Origin of the sequence: Endozoicomonas sp. G2_2, from assembly GCF_017744135.1 — a bacterium.
GTDB lineage: Bacteria > Pseudomonadota > Gammaproteobacteria > Nevskiales > Salinisphaeraceae > Salinisphaera.
Genome location: NZ_JAGHQU010000001.1, coordinates 451595 through 471762 on the forward strand (window position 1 = coordinate 451595; position 20168 = coordinate 471762).

17 protein-coding genes are annotated in these 20168 nt (G+C 66.9%); 10 read left to right on the forward strand and 7 right to left on the reverse strand.

The genetic code is table 11. The features are described 5' to 3' along the window. Positions 1-3: 3 nt before the first annotated feature. Positions 4-1005: an NAD(P)-dependent oxidoreductase gene (locus tag J7355_RS17970; protein WP_348522984.1), complete on the forward strand. Its 1002-nt coding sequence runs from the start codon at positions 4-6 to the stop codon at positions 1003-1005. Between the two features lie 93 nt (positions 1006-1098). Here the strand turns inward: J7355_RS17970 and J7355_RS02015 are convergent, their stop codons facing one another. Continuing rightward, entirely contained in the window at positions 1099-1599 is a 501-nt protein-coding gene (locus J7355_RS02015) for a general stress protein (RefSeq protein ID WP_209059380.1), read from the reverse strand. Positions 1600-1694: 95 nt separating this feature from the next. Continuing rightward, positions 1695-3095: an argininosuccinate lyase gene (argH, locus tag J7355_RS02020; protein ID WP_209059382.1), complete on the reverse strand. Its 1401-nt coding sequence runs from the start codon at positions 3093-3095 to the stop codon at positions 1695-1697. Positions 3096-3494: 399 nt separating this feature from the next. Between argH and J7355_RS02025 the strand changes: the two genes are divergently transcribed. The 7 genes from J7355_RS02025 to J7355_RS02055 all read left to right on the forward strand — a co-directional run bounded on the left by J7355_RS02025 (position 3495) and on the right by J7355_RS02055 (position 10761). After that, positions 3495-4544, forward strand: coding sequence for a histidine kinase (locus J7355_RS02025; RefSeq protein WP_209059384.1), 1050 nt, complete (start codon positions 3495-3497; stop codon positions 4542-4544). A 43-nt stretch (positions 4545-4587) separates the two neighbouring features. Then, entirely contained in the window at positions 4588-5316 is a 729-nt protein-coding gene (locus tag J7355_RS02030) for a LytTR family DNA-binding domain-containing protein (protein WP_209059386.1), read from the forward strand. 65 nt (positions 5317-5381) lie between these two features. Beyond that, positions 5382-6302 carry a hydroxymethylbilane synthase gene (gene hemC / locus J7355_RS02035; RefSeq protein WP_209059389.1) on the forward strand — a complete coding sequence of 307 codons (921 nt, stop codon included), beginning with the start codon at positions 5382-5384 and terminating at the stop codon, positions 6300-6302. A gap of 6 nt (positions 6303-6308) precedes the next feature. Further along, positions 6309-7091 carry a uroporphyrinogen-III synthase gene (locus J7355_RS02040; RefSeq protein WP_209059392.1) on the forward strand — a complete coding sequence of 261 codons (783 nt, stop codon included), beginning with the start codon at positions 6309-6311 and terminating at the stop codon, positions 7089-7091. A gap of 32 nt (positions 7092-7123) precedes the next feature. Further along, a complete protein-coding gene (locus J7355_RS02045; protein ID WP_209059394.1) occupies positions 7124-8698 on the forward strand; it encodes a uroporphyrinogen-III C-methyltransferase in 1575 nt (524 codons plus the stop codon). Beyond that, entirely contained in the window at positions 8698-9885 is a 1188-nt protein-coding gene (locus J7355_RS02050; protein ID WP_209059395.1) for a heme biosynthesis HemY N-terminal domain-containing protein, read from the forward strand. Before J7355_RS02045 ends, J7355_RS02050 begins: the two co-directional genes overlap by 1 nt. A 12-nt stretch (positions 9886-9897) precedes the next feature. Continuing rightward, positions 9898-10761, forward strand: coding sequence for an SDR family oxidoreductase (locus J7355_RS02055; protein WP_209059396.1), 864 nt, complete (start codon positions 9898-9900; stop codon positions 10759-10761). 6 nt (positions 10762-10767) lie between these two features. Here the strand turns inward: J7355_RS02055 and J7355_RS02060 are convergent, their stop codons facing one another. The 5 genes from J7355_RS02060 to J7355_RS02080 all read right to left on the reverse strand — a co-directional run bounded on the left by J7355_RS02060 (position 10768) and on the right by J7355_RS02080 (position 17857). Further along, positions 10768-11229, reverse strand: coding sequence for a hypothetical protein (locus J7355_RS02060; protein ID WP_209059397.1), 462 nt, complete (start codon positions 11227-11229; stop codon positions 10768-10770). 82 nt (positions 11230-11311) lie between these two features. Next, complete coding sequence (locus J7355_RS02065; protein ID WP_348522985.1) at positions 11312-14422, reverse strand: efflux RND transporter permease subunit; 3111 nt, start codon at positions 14420-14422, stop codon at positions 11312-11314. Next, complete coding sequence (locus tag J7355_RS02070) at positions 14419-15807, reverse strand: efflux RND transporter periplasmic adaptor subunit (RefSeq protein WP_209059398.1); 1389 nt, start codon at positions 15805-15807, stop codon at positions 14419-14421. Before J7355_RS02070 ends, J7355_RS02065 begins: the two co-directional genes overlap by 4 nt. After that, positions 15804-17321: an efflux transporter outer membrane subunit gene (locus J7355_RS02075; RefSeq protein ID WP_209059400.1), complete on the reverse strand. Its 1518-nt coding sequence runs from the start codon at positions 17319-17321 to the stop codon at positions 15804-15806. The genes J7355_RS02070 and J7355_RS02075 overlap by 4 nt, the downstream gene beginning before the upstream one ends. A gap of 2 nt (positions 17322-17323) precedes the next feature. Beyond that, positions 17324-17857, reverse strand: a complete 534-nt coding sequence (locus tag J7355_RS02080) for an EF-hand domain-containing protein (protein WP_209059402.1) — start codon at positions 17855-17857, stop codon at positions 17324-17326. A gap of 215 nt (positions 17858-18072) precedes the next feature. Between J7355_RS02080 and J7355_RS02085 the strand changes: the two genes are divergently transcribed. Next, entirely contained in the window at positions 18073-18795 is a 723-nt protein-coding gene (locus J7355_RS02085) for a response regulator (protein WP_209059405.1), read from the forward strand. Next, entirely contained in the window at positions 18795-20144 is a 1350-nt protein-coding gene (locus J7355_RS02090; protein WP_209059407.1) for an ATP-binding protein, read from the forward strand. The genes J7355_RS02085 and J7355_RS02090 overlap by 1 nt, the downstream gene beginning before the upstream one ends. Positions 20145-20168 lie beyond the last annotated feature (24 nt).

Sequence of the window (20168 nt, forward strand, 5' to 3'; positions counted from 1 at the left end):
ACCGTGCGGGCGCCATCGTGGCGTGCGCCGCCGCGGTGTGCGCCCATACGGCCGCGCCGTTCGGCGCTTCGCACGCGTATTTGGAAAACAGGCTCCAGACTTTATCATCGGGTCTTCGTTTCCCGACAAACGCACGACATGAAAACAGCATTCATCGGCCTCGGCGGCATGGGCCACGGCATGGCCGCCAACCTGCAGGCCGCCGGGCTGCTCACCGCGGTCTACAACCGCACGGCGGCAAAGGCCGAGGCCTTCGCCAGCGAGTACGGGGTCAAGGCCGTCGACTCGCCGGCGGCCACTGTTGCCGAAGCCGAGGCGATCGTGATTTGCGTGAGCGCCGACGAAGACGTGCTCGCGATGATCGACGCGATCACGCCGGAACTGACCGATCGTCATGTCGTGATCGATTGCTCCACCGTCGCCAGCGATACCGCACGCGAAGCGGCCAAGCGCGTTGGTGTAAAGGGTGCGGGCTTCGTGGATGCGCCGGTGTCCGGCGGCACGGAAGGCGCCAAGAACGGCACGCTCTCGATCATGGCCGGCGGTAGCGAGTCGGATTTCGAGCGGGCCGGGCCGGTACTCGATGCGATGGGCAAGAGCATCACCCATATGGGCGAGGTCGGCACCGGCCAGGCCACCAAGGCGGTCAACCAGATCCTGTGCGCCGGTATCAACCAGGCGGTTTGTGAGGGCATGCGCTTCGCGGCCGCGCTGGATCTGCCGCTGGACAAGGTGGTCGACGTGGTCGGTTCCGGTGCGGCCGGCAACTGGTTCGTCAATCACCGCGGCAAGACCATGGTGAAGGACATCTTCGATCCCGGCTTCAAGATGAAGCATCACCACAAGGATCTCGGCATCTGCCTGCATATGGCCGAGCTCAACGGCGGTAAGCTGCCGTTGTCGGCGCAGACGCGCGAGGAATACGAAACGCTCATGGCCGAAGGCCACGGCGAGGAGGATATTTCGGCGCTGTATCGCGCCCGGCGTGATCTGTTCGACCGCTGACACGCCCCGCGGCGTCCACAAAAAAGGCCGGCATCGATGCCGGCCTTTTTTATGCGCGATTCGGCGTGCGAAAGCGGCGCTGTCTGCAGGCCGCTACTTCTGCGCCTCGGTGCCCTCGATTTGCGTGTCGGGTGCCGCTTCGCGGATTACGCGCTCCATCTCGGCCACGCGTTCCGCCTCGGCATCGACCATCATGAGCACCTGACCCTGCTCGATCGCGTTTTCGTAGGCCTCGATCTGCGAGTTGTCGTGGCGGATACCGATCATGCTCGATGCCCAGGCACCAAAGCCGGCGCCGGCCACGCCGGTGGCCGCGACCAGCCCGCCGCCGATCGCGAGTCCCGCCGGCGGAAAAGCCATCGCCGCGAGGCCGGCCACCACGCCGGTCACGCCGCCCGCAGCCGCGCCGCGCTCCGCCGAACCGACCAGATCGGAGGTTTCGGTCACGCTCGGCTCCGGCAGATCGCGGGTCTGGGTTTCGTCGCGGGCGACGACAGACATGTCGTCTTCCGAGACCTTGTTTCGTTTAAGCGTGTCCACGACCTGATGGGCCGTATCGATATCCGGAAGCAGAAAGTAAAGACGACGTTGCATGATGACCTTTATTGTCAGTTACACGTTGTTGACTGTGACCGTCACGCGATGCCGATGTTCCGATACACGCCGGTGCCGCCGGGTTCGCGCGGCGCCTAGCCGAGCGCAGATCTAGCGCGGGCGGCCGCGGCGCGTACCTGGTTAGGCGCGGTGCCGCCGATGTGGTCACGCGCGGCGACAGAGCCTTCCAGCGTGAGCACCTCGTAGACATCCTCGCCGATCGCATCCGAAAACCCGCGCAGGGTGTCCAGATCGAGCTCGGCCAGATCACAGCCGGCGCCGATCGCGTGCTGCACGCTCTTGCCGACGATTTCATGGGCATCGCGAAACGCCACGTCATGACGTACGAGATAATCGGCGAGATCGGTTGCAGTGGAGAAGCCCTTGCGCGCCGCCTCGCGGCAGGTTTCGGCATGCACGGTCACGTGCGGCATCATGTCGGCATAGAGGGCGACGCTGTTCATAACCGTGTCGACCACGTCGAAGATCGGTTCCTTGTCTTCCTGATTGTCGCGGTTGTAGGCCAGCGGCTGGCCTTTCATGAGCGTGAGCAGCGATACCAGATGCCCGTTCACGCGCGCGGTCTTGCCGCGCACCAGTTCGGCCACGTCGGGGTTCTTCTTCTGCGGCATGATCGAGCTGCCGGTGCAGTAGCGATCGGGCAGGTCGACAAAGCCGAAGGCCGGGCTCATCCACAGCACCAGTTCCTCGGAATGGCGCGACAGATGCGTCATCACCAGTGCGGCCGCGGAGACGAACTCAATGGCGAAGTCGCGATCCGATACCGCATCGAGCGAGTTGTCGATCACGCTGTCGAAACCCAGTTCGGCGGCGACCATTTCGCGGTCGATGGGAAAGGTTGTGCCGGCAAGTGCGGCCGAGCCCAGCGGCAGGCGGTTCACGCGCCGGCGGATATCGCGCAGGCGCTCGGTATCGCGGGCGAGCATCGCCTCCCAAGCCAGCATGTGATGGCCGAAGGTCACCGGCTGGGCCACCTGCATGTGGGTGAAGCCGGGCATGATCGTGTCGGCCTCGCGCTCGGCGAGCCCGATCAGCGCGCCGCGCAGGCGTTCCAGCTCGCCGATCAGCGCGTCGATGGCATCCCGCAGCCACAGGCGGATATCGGTGGCGATCTGGTCGTTGCGGCTACGGCCCGTATGCAGCTTTTTGCCAAGCGCGCCGATGTCGTCGGTCAGGCGCGCCTCGATGTTCATGTGCACGTCTTCGAGCGCTTCGTCCCAGGCGAAATCACCCGCGGCGATACGCTCGCCGATGGCGGTCAGCCCGGCCTCGATCCGGGCGAACTCGTCGTTGCTGAGCACGCCGACCTTCGCCAGCATCCGGGCATGGGCGATCGAACCGCGGATGTCGTGGGCGTACAGACGCGCGTCGAAGGAAACGGATTCCGTAAAGGCGGCCACGCGTGCGTCCGGACCTTCGGAGAATCGGCCGCCCCAGGTCTGGTGGCCGGATGCGTTGCTGGCGTCGCTGCTCATGATGATCGCTCGTTGTTGCCTCGAAACCTGTGCGGTGGATGCCGCCCGGGCGCGCGAGTATAGCAACGCCCCGGCTCGTGCTTGCCGCGGGGCAGCTGGCCTCGAACACGAAGACCTCGTCGTTCATGAATCGTCGCTATTGTGTCGGCATGCGATCGGGGCGGCCGGCAACGAAGGGCGGGCGCGGCGTGCTTGTTGTACGGTAGCGAGGGCTGAGGCTGTCTTGGCCGGCGCCAGGCGTTGCTCCTTGTCGCTTTGCCGGAAGCGTTCGGCCGAACATGAGCGACGGTGATACCGGCTTCGAATCGGCGATGCGCCGGGCGCTTCACGCGGCGCCCGGTATCAACATCTTTGGGACAGGAACGCGATCCGCGAGGATTCACCATCAGAGATTCCCCGATGCAGCCCGAGCGCGAACCCGTCGAATTCCTGCCGGATTTCTGTACCGGCGCGCGGGTCTTGCGCGTGCTCGTGGTCTGCGAGGCGGTGGCCGTGGTGTTGGCCCTGGGCGGCTCGCTTACGACGGCACTGGGCGAGCGTTTCCTGTTGCTGTCGATCTATCTGCAGTGGATCGGCATCTGCAGCGCTGCGGCACTGTGCCTGATCAAGCGCTATGCCAGCCGGCTTTCGGCGCGCGGCGTGGCATTGCTGGCTTACCTGACGCTGCTGGCGGTCACCTTCGCCATTACCGAAATCACCTATGTGGCGGGCCGTTATTCCGGTTTCGCGCTGCTGCTCGAGGACGCGTCGCACGACGGCTTCGTGGCGCGCAGCCTGGGGATCTGTGCGGTGGTGTCCGCACTGGCCCTGCGCTATTTCTGGCTGCGCTCGGCCTGGCAGAACCAGGCGCAGGCCGAGATGCGCGCGCGTCTGGAAGCGCTCCAGGCGCGTATCGAACCGCACTTTTTATTCAATAGCCTCAACAGCATCGCTGCGCTGATCGCCGTTCGCCCCGACGATGCCGAAAACGCGCTCGAGGACCTGGCCGTGTTGCTGCGCGCGCGCCTGGCCACGAGCACGCCGGAAAGCGTGACGCTCGACGAGGAAATGACGATGGTCGACGCCTATGTGCGTATCGAATCGCTGCGCCTGGGCGAGCGTTTGCACGTGGACGTGCAGATCGAGGACGGCGCGCGTTCGTGTCGGCTGCCGGCGCTGTCGCTGCAGCCCTTGGTGGAGAACGCGATCGGTCATGGCGTTGCCCGCCTGCCGGAGGGGGGCACGGTAACGCTGCAGGCGCGCCGCGAGCGCGATGCGCTGGTGCTGCAGGTAGCCAATCCGCTGGCGGGAGACGCGCCGCCCGTTCCGGGCAATCGCCAGGCGTTGGCCAACATCCGCCATCGCCTGGCGCTGCGGTACGAGGGCGCGGCCGAGCTGCGGGTGCACGCGCAGACCGCGCGGTTCACGGTCGACATGGTCGTGCCGCAGCGGGCAGAGTCCGTTTCGTGAACGACCTGAACGTGAACGGTTTCAAGACGATGGCAGCACCGGCATGAAAATCGTGATCGTCGACGACGAGCCGCTGGCGCGCGAACGCCTGCGCCGCATGATCGAACCGTTTCCCGGCTACGAGGTGGTCGGCGAGGCGGGCGACGGCGAAAGCGCGTTGCGCTGCTTGCACAATACCGCCGCCGATACGGTGCTGCTCGACGTGCACATGCCCGGCATGGACGGGCTTCAGGTGGCGCGCGCTCTGGCCGAATCCGACGTGCCGCCGGCCGTGATCTTCATCACCGCACACAGCGAGCATGCGCTGTCGGCGCACAACAGCCACGCCGCGGGTTATCTGCTCAAGCCCGTGCGCCGCGACGATCTGGCGGCGGCGCTGTCGCGCGCGCGCCGACCGAGCCGCGCCCAGCTGGCCGCGCTCGAAGACAATGCCTCAACCGATCGCCCGGCGTTCGTCAGCGCGCGGACCCGCGACGGCATCGAGCGCGTCGCGGTCGCCGACATTCTCTACTTCTGGGCCGACCAGAAATACACCACGGTCTATCATATGCAGGGCGAACTGCTGATCGAGCAGTCGTTGCTCACGCTGGAGCAATCGCTGGGCGGGGCGTTCATGCGCGTGCACCGCAAGGCGCTGGTTGCGTGCCGCCATATCACCGGCCTGCGCCTGGATGGCCCGGACGGCGCGAGCCTCACGCTGCGCCACGTGCGCGATGGTGTGCCGGTCAGCCGGCGACGGCTGGCCGACGTGCGCGCGCTGCTCGAAAAGTAGAATCGCGCCCGGCGCGACCGCACGCATCGACACCGCATCCGAATTACCGACACAAGGCTTCGTACATGTCCAAAACGCTTCGTATCGCCACCCGCCAGTCGCAGCTTGCGATGTGGCAGGCCGAGCATGTCCAGGTTCGCCTGCAGACGGCACTGCCGGAAGTCGAGGTGGTGTTGTTGCCGATCCGAACCCTGGGCGATCGCGTGCTCGACCGACCGCTCGCGGAGATCGGCGGCAAGGGCTTGTTTCTCAAGGAGTTGGAAGCGGCGATCGAAGCCGGCGAAGCCGATCTGGCCGTGCATTCGATGAAGGACGTGCCCGCCGAGCTGCCGCCGGGCTTTGCGCTGCCGACCGTGCTCGCCCCCGGCAGTCCGCTGGATGCCTTTGTATCCAACGATTACGACACCCTCGAATCCCTGCCCGATGGGGCGCGGGTCGGCACCTCCAGCCTGCGTCGGGCGGCAATGATCAAGCACCTGCGTCCGGACCTGGAAATCCTGAGTCTGCGCGGCAATGTGCAGACCCGGCTCGCCAAGCTCGATCGCGGCGATTTCGACGCCATCGTGCTCGCCTGTGCGGGCCTGGAACGGCTGGAACTGGCCTCGCGTATCGCCAGCGAGCTCACGGTAGAGCAGAGTCTGCCCGCGATCGGCCAGGGGGTGCTGGGCATCGAGATCCGTGCCGACGACGACGAGACCGCAGCACACATCGCCGCACTCGATGACGAGTACACGCATATTCGTATCGATGCGGAACGCGCCGTCAACGCTCGGCTGGAAGGCAGCTGCCACCTGCCGATCGCGGCCCATGCGACCCACGACGGCCAGACGCTGCGCCTGCGCGCCTGTGTCGGCAAGCCGGATGGCAGCGTCATGGTGCGCGACGAGATCTCGGGCCCGACCGGCGAGGCCGCCGAACTGGGTCATCGTCTGGCCGATCGGTTGCTGGCCGCCGGTGCCGACAAGATCCTCGCGGATCTGAGCTAGAGCCGGATGAGCGCGCCGCTGTCCGGCCGCTGCATCTGGCTCACGCGGGCGGCACACCAGGCCGAACCCTGGGCGCGTGCGCTGGAGAACGCGGGCGCGAAAGTCCTGCGTGAACCGCTCATGGCGATCGAGCCGCCTGCGGATCGCGATGCGGCCCGGCGTGGCCTGGCGGTGGCGGCCGATGCAGACATCGTTTTTGCAACCAGCAGCAACGCGGTGCAGGCCGCGTGGCGGCTCGACCCCGGCTTTGCGCCGACGGGGCATCTTTACGCGGTCGGCGCGGCCACGGGCGCGGCATTCGAGACCGCGAGCGGGCGGCCGGTCGCGCGTCCCCACGGTGGTTTTTCCACCGAAGGTCTGCTGGCAATGCCGTCGCTTTCGGACATCGCCGGTCGGCGGGTCGTGATTCTCGCAGGCGAGGGCGGGCGCACGACGCTTGCGGCCGCGTTGGCCGAGCGGGGCGCAGAAGTACACAAGGTCGCGCTTTATCGCCGCAAATGGTTGCAGATCGACCCTGAACGGCTGGCCGCGTCGATCGACGCCGTCGATGCAGTGATCGTGACCAGCGGCGAGGCGCTCACGCATCTGCTCGACCAGGTGTTTGCCACGAATGCAGACGCGCTCGCGGCGCGATTGGCCGAATGTCGGTTGGTGGCGCCGAGCGCCCGTGTGGTAAAACAGGCCAATCAGCGCCTGAGCTGGACCCACACGCCAGTAATCGTCGAGAGAATCGGTGGCGACGCCATCGTCGCCTCGCTTGCGCGGGTCTGGAAGGGCGACCGACAATAGCGGCTATCGGTACCGGGGGAATCCGCCATCACATGAGCGAAGAAAAGCGTAACGACGCGCCGTCCAGAACGGGCGCCGACAAGGACAAGAGCGCGGCATCCGCCTCGAAACCGGACCAGACCAGCGGCACGCCGAGCAAGACGTCATCCGCGGCATCGTCGGGTGCGGCATCCGCGCCGGCGACCGATCCCGCGCCGGCCAAGGCGGCCGACAAGAACGCGGCCGCGGGCGGCAAGTCCAAGAACGGGTCGAGCAAGAATGCAGCCGGCTCGGGCAAGGGCGGTGCGAAGCCGGCCTCGACTGGCGGAACCGGCAAGCCGGCATCGAAGCCGGCCGACAAGTCGTCGGCCTCGGAAACCGACAAGAGCACGGGCGCTGCCGCGTCCGCGTCGCGGGCATCCAGCGGCGGCAGTGCCGGCACGCCGAACCGGGCCGCGCCGTCGACCGGCGGTGGCAATGGCGGCAGCGGCGCGAGCAAGATCATAGCTATCGTCGCCGTGGTGATCGCGATCATCGCGCTGATCCTGTCGGGCTGGCTGTTTTCGCGCGGCCAGAGCCGCCTGGCGTCACTGGATTCGCGCCTGAACACGGTGGAAAACGGCATGGAATCGAACGTGCAGGACGTGGTCATGCCGCGTCTGAAGCGTTTCGACTCCCGCCTGCAATCGGTCAGCGGCGACGTGGCGCAACAGAGCGACACCCTGTCGTCGCTGCAGCAGTCGGTGCAGCAGACTCAGACCCAGATGGCCGACGTGGCCGACAAGGTCGCGGGCAGCAATAACCGTTGGGATCTCAATCAGATCGAGTCGCTGCTGCGCGCTGCGAATCAGCGTCTGCAGCTGTACGACGATCCGGAAGGTGCGCGCCAGGCGCTCGAACTCGCCAGCGACGCGATCCGGCGCAAGAACGACCCGCGTCTGTTCGATCTGCGTGGCGAGATCGTCAACGAAATCGCCGCGCTCGATGCGCTGCCGAACCCCGATGTCGAAGGCATGTCGCTCACGCTCGCGGCGATGATCGAACAGGTGCCCAAGCTGCCGCTGGCGTCCAACGTGCCCGGCGAGTTCCAGCCCGACGGCGAAGCGGCCGGTGACGAGTCGTCGCCAGAAGGCGGTGACGACTCCGGCATGTCCATGGCGCAGTTCCAGGCCGAGTTCAGCCAGGGCTGGGATCACTTCGTGGACTCGGTCGGCGAGGCCATGTCGGGCATGTTCACGATCCGCCGCGCCGATGGCACACAGCGCGCGCTGCTGCCGCCGGATCAGGCGTTCTTCCTGAATCAGAACCTCCAGCTGGAGCTGCGCGCGGCGCGCCTGGCGCTGCTCGAGCGCGATACGCAGAACTATCGCGACAGCCTCGCGAATGCCCGGCAGTGGCTCGAGGACTATTACGATACCGGTGCCGCGCCGGTCTCCAACATGGCCGAGCGTCTGGATCAGATGAGCAACGTCAAGCTCGACTGGGACGCACCCGACATCACGGCGAGCCTCGTGAACCTGCGCGAAATGATGTCGCAGCGTACGGGTAGCGCGAGCGCCGGCAACGGCGCCCAGGCGAATGAACAGAACACGAGCGACGGCGAGGCAGCCGCGCAGGACGGTCAGTGATGCGACGTCTGCTGCTGGTCTTCTCGCTGTTCGTCATCGTCGGGATCACCGTCGCGCTGGTCTTTCGCGACCAGCAGGGCTATCTGCTGCTGTCTTTCGGCGGCTGGCAGATTGAAACCTCGCTGCTGTTCGCGGTCGGTGTGCTGCTGGTCGCGCTGTGGGTGGCGATCACGGTCTGGAAGCTGATCGTGGCCGGCGTGTTGCTGCCCAGTTCCCTGCGCAACCGGCTTGCAGCCCGGCGCGAGCGCAAGGCGCGCAACTCGCTTTACGACGGCCTGCTGCTGTTGATGGAAGGCCGCTGGTCGCGAGCCGAAACAGAGCTCGCGCGTCTGGCCGACCGCCACGAAGCGCCGGGTCTGAACTACCTGCTGGCCTCGCGTGCCGCCCAGTTCCAGGGCCATGTCTCGGATCGCGATCGCTATCTGGAAATGGCCTCGTCCAAGCGTGGTGCGAGTGAACTCGCCGTGCTGCTGACCCAGGCCCAGATGCAGATCCAGCAGGGCCAGAGTGCCGAGGCGATGGCCAGTCTGGCGCGTCTCTATCAGATGGAACCCACGCATCCGCAGGTGCTGCAGCTCTACAGCGCGCAGGCCGCGAGCGTGGGCGACTACAAGCAGCTGCGCGCGCTGGTGCCCGCGCTCTACAAGCATGGCGACATGCCCACCGAGAACATCGACCGGCTGGCTGTGGACGCCTGGAACGACGAACTCGCGAATCACCAGCAAAAGGATGCGATCGCGCTGAGCACCGCCTGGAAACGGGTGCCCAAGCGCCTGCGTTCCCAGCCGGGCATGGTCGAGCGCTATGCCAAGCTGCTCAAGCGTGCCGGCGCCGACGATCAGGCCGCCGACGTGATCCGTGATGCGCTCAAGCACGAATGGAGCGCGTCGCTGGTGCTGCTGTTCGGTGATCTGCAGTGCAACGATCGGACCGCGCAGCTGGCCACGGCGGAAGGCTGGCTCAAGCAGTACGGCGAAGAGCCGGAGCTGCTGCTGGTTGCCGGTCGGCTGTGTCTGCGCAACCGTCTCTGGGGGCGTGCGCGCAGCTACTTCGAGGCCAGCCAGAAGAATCAGTCGCGCCCGGATGCGCTGCTCGAACTCGGCCGTCTGTTCGAAGAGATCAACGAAAAGGAAGAGGCCCGGTCGGCCTATCGTCAGGGCCTGGAGTTGCGCGGCAACGACAGCTGATCGTTGCGCATCATGCAGACCCTGATCATCGGTTGCGGGGATACCGGCGTGCGCGTCGCGGCGCGCGCCGTGGCGGCGGGCGACACGGTCACCGGCGTGGTCCGCAGCGACGCCAGTGCTGCGCGCGTACGCGCCGTGGGCGCCCATGCCCGCGTTCTCGATCTGGACAACGACCCGCTCGACGACCTGCCACAGGTGGATCGCCTGTTCTACTTCGCGCCGCCGCCGCGCGAGGGCACGGCCGATACCCGCATGGCAGGCGTGCTCGATGCGCTGGCCGATTCGATGCCGCAGCGCGCCGTCTATATCAGCACCAGCGGCGTGTACGGCGATTGTGGTGGCGCCTGGGTCGATGAAAATCGCCGGGTGAATGCCGAAAGCGAGCGCGCCAAGCGTCGCGTCGACGCCGAGACGCGCATGCTCGCCTACTGCGGCCACGCCTGCATACTGCGTGCGCCGGGCATCTACGGGCCGAACCGGCTACCGATCCAGCGCGTGCTCGATGGCACGCCGATCCTGGACGATGCCGACGGCGGCTGGAGCAACCGGATTCATATCGACGATCTGGCCGGGATCGCATGGCTGGCGGGTACGCGCGCGATGCCGCACAGCGTCTACAACGCCTGCGACGGTAACCCCACCGGCCTCGGCGTCTACTACGACACGCTCGCCCACATGCTGGGTGCAGCACCGCCACCGCGTATTTCCTGGACTCAGGCGCAAGCGCGCTTTTCGGCCATGCGGTTGTCGTTTCTGCGCGAATCGCGTCGACTGACCAATCAGCGGCTGCTCGCCGATACCGATTACGTCTTCAGTTTCGCGGATTTTCGCGACGGCCTTGCGGCCAGCCTGCGTGCCGAACCGCCTCTGGACTGACCGCGGCTAACCCCCGGCGCCGACTGTCGGGATGACCAGCGCCTTGCGATCCAGCCCCTCGGCAAACCGGGTGACGGTGGTATCGAGACAGTTCGCGCCGGTGAGGCCGAGCTGGACATCGCCGGTGGCGTTCTCGATCACGGCGATGTTGTACAGGAAACTGGGCGTGCCGCCCCGGCAGTTGCCGATCCGATCGCCCGAAAGCGTGAGCCGGTACTTCGCTTGACGGGCAAGCCCGGCGTAGCCGCGGTTTCGTGCCAGCGCGTCGGCGTCGTATTCCAGCAAAGACCAGCCGCGCTCGCGCAGTTCGTCGCGCAGCCCGCGCGCGAGCATGCCGTCGTCCTGCGGTATGGCCATGGCCCGCGATGCGCCGTTGTCTGCCGGGGGCAGCGGCGCACCTGCACAGGCGGTCAGCATCCCGTAGAGCAGGATCGCGACGGCGGAATGGGCAATCTGGCGAAGCTTCATCGGTTTCTTGGCGCGCAGGGCACTACAGCATAACCGCTGACGGGCAGGGTCCGCAGGCAAAGCGCAATCCGCCGGCGTGGGTTTACGCCGTGTCGGGTGTTTCGACGAGCGCCCGCGGCAGCAGGCGGCTGCGCAGATCCTCGACGATCACATAGAAACAGGGCACCAGCACCAGCGTGATGCCGGTCGCGAACAGGATGCCGAAGCCCAGGGAAATGGCCATCGGGATCATGAAGCGCGCCTGCAGCGATGTCTCGAAGATCATCGGGGCCAGACCGCCGAAAGTCGTGAGCGTGGTCAGCAGGATGGGCCGGAAACGGCGCACGGCGGCCAAGCGTACCGCGTCTGCCGCGTTTTCGCCGCGCTGACGCAGCGTGTTGGCGTAGTGGATGAGCACCAGCGAGTCGTTCACCACCACGCCGGCCAGGGCGAGCATGCCCATGAGGCTGATCACCGACAGTGAATAGCCCATGATTTCGTGGCCGATGATGGCGCCGACCACGGCAAACGGAATGGCGACCATCACGATGACCGGCTGCAGATAGCTCGCGAACGGAATCGCGAGCAGCATGTAGATGCCGGCCAGCGAGAGCACGAACCCCACGAACAGCGCGTGCAGCGAATCGGCCGTGTCTTCCTGGCGCCCGGAATAGCCGTAGGTCAGGCCCGGGTAGTCCTCGGCCAGTTGCGGCAGCGTCTGCGCATTCAGCGTCTGGGTAATGCGGCTGGTGGCATCGAAGGGTGTGACGTTGGCGGTGACTTCGACGCTGCGTCGGCCGTTGCGGCGCGTGATCTGGGTGAAGGCGCGGCTGTAGTCGATATCGGCGACCTGATGCAGCGGCACATAGGTCGCATCCGGCGTGCGGATGAGCAGGTTGCGAATCGCCGCCGCGCTGTCGCGCTGCGCTTCGGGCAGCGTCACCATGATCTTCACCTCGTTGCGCCCCTGCAGCTGGCGCAGCGCCTCCGCGCCGTAGAAGGCCGCGCGCACCTGCGACCCCACGTCCGCATTGGTCAGGCCCAGCGAACGCCCGGCGTCGTTGAGCGTGAAACTGACCTGGTTCTTGCCCTGGGCCACGCCGCTGTCGATATCGGTGGCGCCGGCGAATTCTCCCAGCCGCGCGGCCAGCGATTCCGCGGCGCGATCCAGCGTATCGGTATCGCGATGCGACAGCTCGACGGTGATCGCCTTGCCGGCGCCCGGCCCGCCCGCATCGGACTGGAACTGGGCCGACTGCAGACCGGCGACCTCGCCGAGCTGCTCGCGCCAGGCCTGGACGAAGGCAGCGGTGCTGATCGGCCGCACGTCGGCCGGCTGCAGATAGACGCGCATCTCGATCGTGTTTTCCTCGATGGTGGCGAACACGCCGGTGGCGAGATTGTCGCCGCCGTTGTCTGCGATCACCTGCTCGGCTGCGGCTTCGAGGCGGTCGCGGGTTTCGGTCATGCGCGGCATCGGGCTGCCGTAGGGCAGCGTGAGCGTGGCCTGCGCGCGATCGGATTCCACCTTCGGCATAAGCGTGAAACCCATGCGCCCCGACATTGCCCAGGCGAGCACGACGAGCAGTACCGCGACGCCGAACGCCGAGGTGACATAGCGGTGGACGACCAGCTTCGAAGCAAACGGTGCGTAATAGTCGGACACCAGCCGCGAAAAGCCGCGCGAAAACGCCTGCTGGCGCCGGTGAATGGCGGCCGACAGCCGGTTGCGCTGGCGCGGCCGGCCGTGGGCCAGATGCGCCGGCATAATGAACAGCGCTTCCACCCACGACACCAGGAACACGGTGATCACCACCAGCGGGATCACGCCGAACAGCTTGCCAAGAAACCCCGGGACCAGCAGCAGGGGCAGGAAGGCCACGATGTTGGTCAGAATGGAGAAGGAGATGGGCATCGCCACATCGCGCGCGCCGGCCATCGCCGCTTCGAGCACGCCGGCGCCACGTTCGCGATGTTCATAGATGTTCTCGCCGGCCACGATCGCGTCATCGACCACGATGCCCAGCGCGATGATGAAGGCGAACATGGAGATCATGTTGATGGTCACGCCCATCAACGGCAGGAACAGGAATGCGCCCAGGAACGCGGTGGGAATGCCCATCGTCACCCAGAACGCCAGGCGCATTTCCAGGAACAGGCTGAGTACGACGAGCACGAGCACCAGGCCCATGAACGCGTTCTTGAGCAACAGTTCGAGGCGCTGCTGATAGATCTCGGAGCTGTCGCCGTTGATTGCGTACTGCAGCGACGGCGGCAGGTCGGCTTCGAGATCATCCATGACCTCGCGCGTGGCCTCCGATACCGAGATCGGCGTCTGCTTGCCGACCCGGAATACCTCGATCCCGATCGAGCGCGCGCCGTCGTAGGTGGCCTCGGTCTTACTGTCCTCGAACCCGTTTTCGACATCCGCCACGTCGCCCAGACGTACCACCGTGCCCTCGGGCGTGGTGAGCAGCGGGATGCGCTCGAACTCGCGTGCGGCGTCGCGCCGGCCTTCCAGGCGCAGCAGCACCTCGCCCGACGCGGTATCGGCGCTGCCGCCGGCCACGTCCACGGCGGATGCGGCGACGGTATCGGCCACCTCGCCGAGCGTCAGGCCATAGCTGCGCAGGCGCTCCTGCGCGATGGCGATGCGGATCACGTAGTCGCGCACGCCCTCGAGTTCCACCTGGGTGATGTCCGGCGACTGCAGCAGCCGGTCGCGCACCTCTTCGGCGTAGGCACGCAGCGCCGTCTCGCTCACATCGCCATAAATCTGGATATCGAGCACGTCGCGCTGGTGATCCGACAACGAGATCACCGGCTGTTCGGCATCGTCCGGGAAAGTCGTGATCTGGCTGATCGCCTGCTGCACGTCCTGAAATACGGCCTGGCCGTCGGCGGACTCCGATAGCTCCAGTGTGACCGTACCGCTGCCTTCCGAGGCGGTCGCGGTCATCTCGTCGATGCCGGAGACATCGCGCACCTTCTCCTCGATGGCGAGCACGATGTTCTGTTCCACCTGCTCGGGCGTCGCGCCCGGATACGACACGGACACCGTGACCATGTCCAGGCTGAACTCGGGAAAGACTTCCTGCTTGATCAGCGTCGTCATCAGCAGGCCGCCGGCCAGCAGCGCGAGCATCAGCAGGTTCGGGGTGACCCGGTTGGCCACCATCCAGGCCATCGGTCCGCGACGGTTGGCATCGCTCACGAGCGCGGCTCCGTGGCGTGGGCCCGGGCACGCGCCTGGCGGCTGCCATCGACGGCATCCCCGGCGTCGGCCGGCGGACCGGTCAGGCGCAGTGAACGCGCTACGCCTTCAACTGCGTGGTCGGCCTCGTTGCCCGTTTGGTCGGCCAGCGACGTGGCTTCGCGGTCGGGCGCGTCATCCGGCGCCTGCTCGTCGACCGTGGCGGATTCAACCCGGATCGGCAGCCCCTGGATCGGCGCGGTCAGTTCGCTGGTGATCACGGCGTCGCCCGGCGCCAGTCCGCTGGCGATGACGGTCTGGTTGGCATCGCGGTAGAGGATATCGACGCTGCGGATATCCAGCCGGTTCTCGTCGGTCATCACCCAGACGTTGTTGTTCTCGTGCACGAACGCCGAATCGACGAGCACGCTGCCGGTCGGAATCCGGGCCTCGAGGGCGGCGCGCACATAGGCGCCGATCAGCAGGCGGCTGTCTGCCGGCGTGTTGTCGCCGAGCGGGTCGGGCACCTGCAGCAGCACCCGTGCCATGCGCCCGGAGGTTTCCAGCGCCGGCTGGATGCGCAGCACCTCGGCGGGCAGGAACGCATCGTCGCCCCAGGCGTCGGGGTAATAGATCTGTGCCGGCGTGCCGGCGCGGTCGCTACCGGCGGCATGAATGAAGCGCAGCTGATCGACGGGCAGCGAGACGTTGACCCAGTACGCCTCGGTGGCGGCGAGCGTGGCGAGGGTGTCGCTGGTGGCAACCACGTCGCCGAGCGAGGCGCTGCGTTCGGTCACGATGCCGGTGAACGGCGCGCGTACCGTGGTGCGATCGAGATCCAGCTGCGCCTGCTCGACGGCGGTACGGGCGGCCTCGACGTCTGCCTTGGCCTGTTCCAGCTGCGGGCCGCGCAGGGCCAGGTCGCGCTCGTCGGCGCTGACCTCGGTGCCGACCAGAGACAGTTCGCGTTCGGCGACCGCCTGCTGGCCCTGTTCCACGCGCAGTGCGGCCCGGGCGTTGGCGAGATCGGTGCGCGTGCTGTTGAGCGCGAGCCGGTAGTCGGCATCGTCGATGCGCGCGAGCACCTCGTCTTTTTCAAAGCGCGTGCCCGGAGCGAGCTTGTCGGTGAGGGCCACGATCTGGCCGGAGACGCGAGCGCGCAGGGTGGTGGCATCCGCGGCTTCGACCGTGCCGTTGGCATCGAAATCCAGCGTGGCCGGCGCGGCCTCGGCCGGCGTGACCGTCACCAGCCGGGCCTGGCGCTGCTGCGCCTTGGCGCGCGGCGCGCTCGGCTGGCTTTCGAGCAGCCACAGGGCCGCGATCACGCCGACGGCGAGAATCAGCAGCGGCAGCGCGAGCCAGACCGTGCGGCGCGTAAGGCGGGAAACATTGCGCGAGGTGTTCATAAGGCGTTGTCGCTGGAGGAACGGGCAAGCGGCACGGCCGGCGCGTCGATATCGGGGCGCGGGCCGCTTTCGATATCACCCGCAAGGGCACGATAGAGATTGATGCGGTAGTCGAGCAGCTGACGGCGAGCGGTCAGGTATTCGACCTGCAGGTCCTGGCGCGTGAGCAGAGCGTCGAGTACGTCGAGGTAGTCGGTCGCGCCGCGCAGATAGCGCAGACGCAGGTTGTCGACGGTCTCGCGCGAAAGACGCAGCTGCTCGTCGAGACGTTCGAGGTAACGCTGCTGGCGGTATTCGTTGGTGAGCGCGTCCTCGGTCTCCTGCAACGCTTCGAGAAGCGTCTGCTGGTAGTCGGCGACCGCCTCGGCGACCACGGCCTCGGTGCGGTCGACCTCGGCCGCGCGCGAGCCGGCATCGAAGATCGGCTGGGTGATATTCGCGGCAAGCTGGGTAATCCAGTTGCTGAACAGCGCCGCCGAATCGGTGGTGGTCGACAGGCTGGCCGACAGCGACAGCTGCGGATACCGATCGGCCACGGCCACGGCCACGCGGCGATCCGCCGCGGCGAGCGCATAGAACTGCTGGCGGACATCCGGGCGGCGCATGAGCACGCCCGCCGGCACGCCGGTGTTGGGGATTGCGGGCAGGTCCACGAGCTCACCCTCGGGGGCGTTGAAATCGTTGGCCGGTACGCCCACCAGCGTGGCCAGTGCATTTTCCACCACGGCCGCGCTGGCCTGGGTCTGTTCGAACTGGCCGCGTACCGACTCGACGGCCTGACGCTGGCGCAGCACGTCGGCGGCCTGGGCCTGGCCGTGCGTGAAGGCATAGGTGGTCAGGTCGAGCACGTCGCGATTGGTCTGGATCTGGCTGCGCAGCAGCGCGATGCGTGCCTCGAGCTCCTGGAGCTGATACCAGTTGCTGGCGATATCGCCGGCCAGCGTGATTGCGGCGGCCTGCAGATCGGCCGCGCTGGCGCTGGCCTCGAACGCGGCAGCGTCACGCGCGTTGCGCAATCGCCCCCAGAGATCGAGCTCGTAGGCGGCCGAGAACTGGAACGTGCGCGTGTCGCTCCAGTTGCCGTTGTCCTGATCGATGCTGAACCCGTTGTTGCCGGTGGTAGTGGCGAGATCGGAGTCGCCGTTGGCGCGGCGAGTCGCGCTCTGCTCGAAGCTGGCGTCGACACTCGGGAACAGGTCGGCGCGCGCGCTGCCCAGCGTCGCCCGGGCCTGTTCGACCCGGGCATAGGCCGAAGCGAGGGTGAAATTGTGCGCCAGTGCACGGTTCACCAGATGGTCGAGTTCCGGATCGTCGAAGGCTTGCCACCAGTCGGCGCGCATGTCGGCGCTGCCGGTCTGGGCGAAGCGCGCCGGCATCTCGAACCGCGGCCGGGCGAGCTCGTTCAGCGGCGTCGTCGCGCAGCCGGCGGCGAGCAGTACAAGCGCGCTGGCGCATGCAACACGAACGACGCCGGCGCGTGTGCGCCGGCGTCGCGGGGCGAAGGTCTCGCGCACGTTTACTGTGCGTCCTTCATCTCTTCGCGGCGCTCATGGTGGCGCGCCATCGCGCTGTCCCACTCGGCCTTGGACACGCTGCCGTTGCCGTCGCTGTCCATGCGCTCGAGCATCTTGTCGTGGCGCTTGCTCTTGGCATGGTCGCGCTTGTCGCTCTTGGCATGGTCGCCGTGGCCCTTGTCGCCATGATGCTTGCCGTGGTGTTTGCCGTGACGGGGCGGCTGGGCCTCGTCGGCATCGAGCGTGCCGTTCTCGTCGGCGTCCATATGCTTGAACATGCGCGCGGCGCGCTCCTCGGCCTTGGCCATGAACTCGTCCTTGTCGATCTGGCCGTCGCTGTTGGTGTCGGCGGCGTCGAAGCGCATTTTCGCCATGGTCTCGCGCATGTTGGACAGTTCCTGCTGGCTTAGCTCGCCGTTTTTGTCGGCGTCGAGGGCGGTGAACATCTCGCCCTTGTCGTGCATGGGCTTGGCCTGGGCGGTCGTCATGCCGATCAGCCCGGCCGTGATCGCCGTCATCAGTACCCGATATTTCATGGTCATCTCCTTTGAGGGGTGTCGTTCGTGGGCCGTTCGACCACACGTCGAGGGTTATTAACGCGCAGAAATGTCGTGGAAATCTGTCGGCGGGCGACGATTTTGTCGCAAAGTGTGTCAGAGCGCGGTACGCGCCAGAATCCGATACACACCCAGCCGAAACGCGGATGCGGCGCGCGTTATATTGACGCCGTCACCCGTGTAGGCACGCATTCATGGCCGATCCCCAGCCGCATGTTCTCGTGGTCGATGACCACCGCGACATCCGCGAATCGCTCACGCGGTATCTGCGTGATCACGGCTTTCGTCTGTCCGCGGCGCCGGATGCGGCGGCCGCACGGCGGGTGATTCGCGACGGCGCGCCGGATCTGGTGGTGCTGGATATCATGATGCCCGGTGAGGACGGTCTGAGCCTGTGTCGCTGGCTGCGCGAAACCACGAACGTACCCGTGGTGCTGCTCACCGCAGTCGCCGACGAGACCGATCGCATCATCGGTCTGGAAATGGGCGCCGACGACTACGTCACCAAACCGTTTTCGCCGCGCGAACTGCTGGCCCGCATTCGCGCCGTGCTGCGGCGGGCGAGCGCGCTGCCCGCGCAGCGCAACCAGCCCGAGAGCGCGGCCGTGTGTTTCGACCGCTGGACGTTCAATACCGCCCAGCAGGAACTCGTCGATGAGGATGGTGTGGCGGTGGCGCTGTCGACCGGCGAGTACCGGCTGCTGCTGGCGTTCGTGAATCATCCCAACCATGTGCTTTCGCGCGAGCAGCTGCTCGATCTCACCCAGGGGCGCGATGCCGAGGTCTTCGACCGCAGTGTGGACAATCAGGTCAGCCGGCTGCGCCGCAAGATCGAGTCGGACCCGGCCAACCCCCGCCTGATCATGACCGTCTGGGGCGGCGGCTATCGTTTCACCGCCACCTGCGAGCCGGCCTGATGCGCCTCTGGCCGCGCAGTCTGTCGGGACGGATCGTGCTGCTCACGCTGCTGGCGCTCGTGGTGTCGCAGCTGGTGAGTTTTGCGATCTGGACACACGAACGCGATCGATTTCTCGAACGCGTGATCGTCGGCAACATGAGCGAGAGCGTGGCCAGCGCCATACGCACCATCGACTTCGTGCCGATGGCCGATCGCGGGCAGGCACTCGCCGCGATGTCGACCGACGACCTGCGTTACCGGCTGGCGCCCGGCCCGGGGCGCGGGTTCACCAACGAGGACAACGACAACCGCGATCAGGCGCGCGGCTTCGAGCAGGAGTTCGCGCGCCGGGTCGGTGTGGATGTCGAGCGCGTACGGGTCGCGATCGGCCCCGGGCTGGCGCATGGGCCGAGCCGGCGCGCGGGCGATGCGCTGCGCGTGGCCGTGCAGCTCGACGATGGCGCCTGGCTGCGGGCGCGCCAGCGTCTGTTCGACCCGACCCGGCGCTGGGCGCGTTTTTCGCTGATCACGCTGGTCGTCAGCGGTCTGTTGATGGCCGGCATCGTGATCGTGACCAGCCGGCGGATGACCCGGCCATTGCGCGATCTCGCGCGGGCTGCCGAGCGCTTCGGCCGGGGCGAAGCCGTGGCACCCTTGCCGGAGACGGGCGCCGAGGAAATCCGGCGTTCGGTCGCCGCCTTCAATCGCATGCGCGAACGCCTGGCCCGTTTCGTGGCCGAGCGCACCCGTATGGTTGCCGCCCTGGCGCACGATCTGCGCACGCCGATCACCGCGCTGCGTCTGCGCCTGGAGTTTCTGCCCGACGACGACAATACTCGCGCCATGGCCGCCACGCTCGACGACATGGCCAACATGAGCGAGGCGTCGCTGACCTTCATGCGCGAGGAAGCGGCCAACGAAGCCACGCGCAACGTGGATCTGTCGGCACTGATCGATGCGCTCTGCGAGGATTACCGCGCCAGCGGGGCGACCGTAACCTTCGAACCCGAGACGCGTATCGCACTGGTCTGTCGCCCGGTCGCCATCCGGCGCGCACTGCGCAACATCATCGACAACGCGCTCGCCTATGGCGACGAAGCGCGCATCGTGCTGGCCGATGGCGACCAGGCGATCACGGTGGACATCGTCGATGCCGGACCGGGCATCAAGGAGGCGGACATGAAACGGGTGTTCGATCCGTTCGTGCGTCTGGAGTCGTCACGCAGCCGAGACACGGGCGGCACTGGCCTGGGGCTTTCGATCGCGCGTTCGGTCATCCAGGGCCACGGCGGCGAGATCGTGCTGATCAATCATCAAAAAGGCGGCCTGCGCGTTCAGATCCGCTTGCCGCGAGACGGGCTGGCCTGACCGCGGCTTGATTTGGCGGTCGAT

Excerpts from the sequence above, each read along its gene's own strand:
- J7355_RS02040 (WP_209059392.1), top strand. The coding sequence starts at position 6,309 with ATGAGCGCGCCGCTGTCCGGCCGCTGCATCTGGCTCACGCGGGCGGCA.
- J7355_RS02080 (WP_209059402.1), bottom strand. The coding sequence starts at position 17,857 with ATGAAATATCGGGTACTGATGACGGCGATCACGGCCGGGCTGATCGGC.
- J7355_RS02060 (WP_209059397.1), bottom strand. The coding sequence starts at position 11,229 with ATGAAGCTTCGCCAGATTGCCCATTCCGCCGTCGCGATCCTGCTCTAC.
- J7355_RS02090 (WP_209059407.1), top strand. The coding sequence starts at position 18,795 with ATGCGCCTCTGGCCGCGCAGTCTGTCGGGACGGATCGTGCTGCTCACG.
- argH (WP_209059382.1), bottom strand. The coding sequence starts at position 3,095 with ATGAGCAGCGACGCCAGCAACGCATCCGGCCACCAGACCTGGGGCGGC.
- J7355_RS02085 (WP_209059405.1), top strand. The coding sequence starts at position 18,073 with ATGGCCGATCCCCAGCCGCATGTTCTCGTGGTCGATGACCACCGCGAC.
- J7355_RS02055 (WP_209059396.1), top strand. The coding sequence starts at position 9,898 with ATGCAGACCCTGATCATCGGTTGCGGGGATACCGGCGTGCGCGTCGCG.
- J7355_RS02070 (WP_209059398.1), bottom strand. The coding sequence starts at position 15,807 with ATGAACACCTCGCGCAATGTTTCCCGCCTTACGCGCCGCACGGTCTGG.
- J7355_RS02015 (WP_209059380.1), bottom strand. The coding sequence starts at position 1,599 with ATGCAACGTCGTCTTTACTTTCTGCTTCCGGATATCGATACGGCCCAT.
- J7355_RS02045 (WP_209059394.1), top strand. The coding sequence starts at position 7,124 with ATGAGCGAAGAAAAGCGTAACGACGCGCCGTCCAGAACGGGCGCCGAC.
- J7355_RS02030 (WP_209059386.1), top strand. The coding sequence starts at position 4,588 with ATGAAAATCGTGATCGTCGACGACGAGCCGCTGGCGCGCGAACGCCTG.
- J7355_RS02050 (WP_209059395.1), top strand. The coding sequence starts at position 8,698 with ATGCGACGTCTGCTGCTGGTCTTCTCGCTGTTCGTCATCGTCGGGATC.
- J7355_RS02025 (WP_209059384.1), top strand. The coding sequence starts at position 3,495 with ATGCAGCCCGAGCGCGAACCCGTCGAATTCCTGCCGGATTTCTGTACC.
- hemC (WP_209059389.1), top strand. The coding sequence starts at position 5,382 with ATGTCCAAAACGCTTCGTATCGCCACCCGCCAGTCGCAGCTTGCGATG.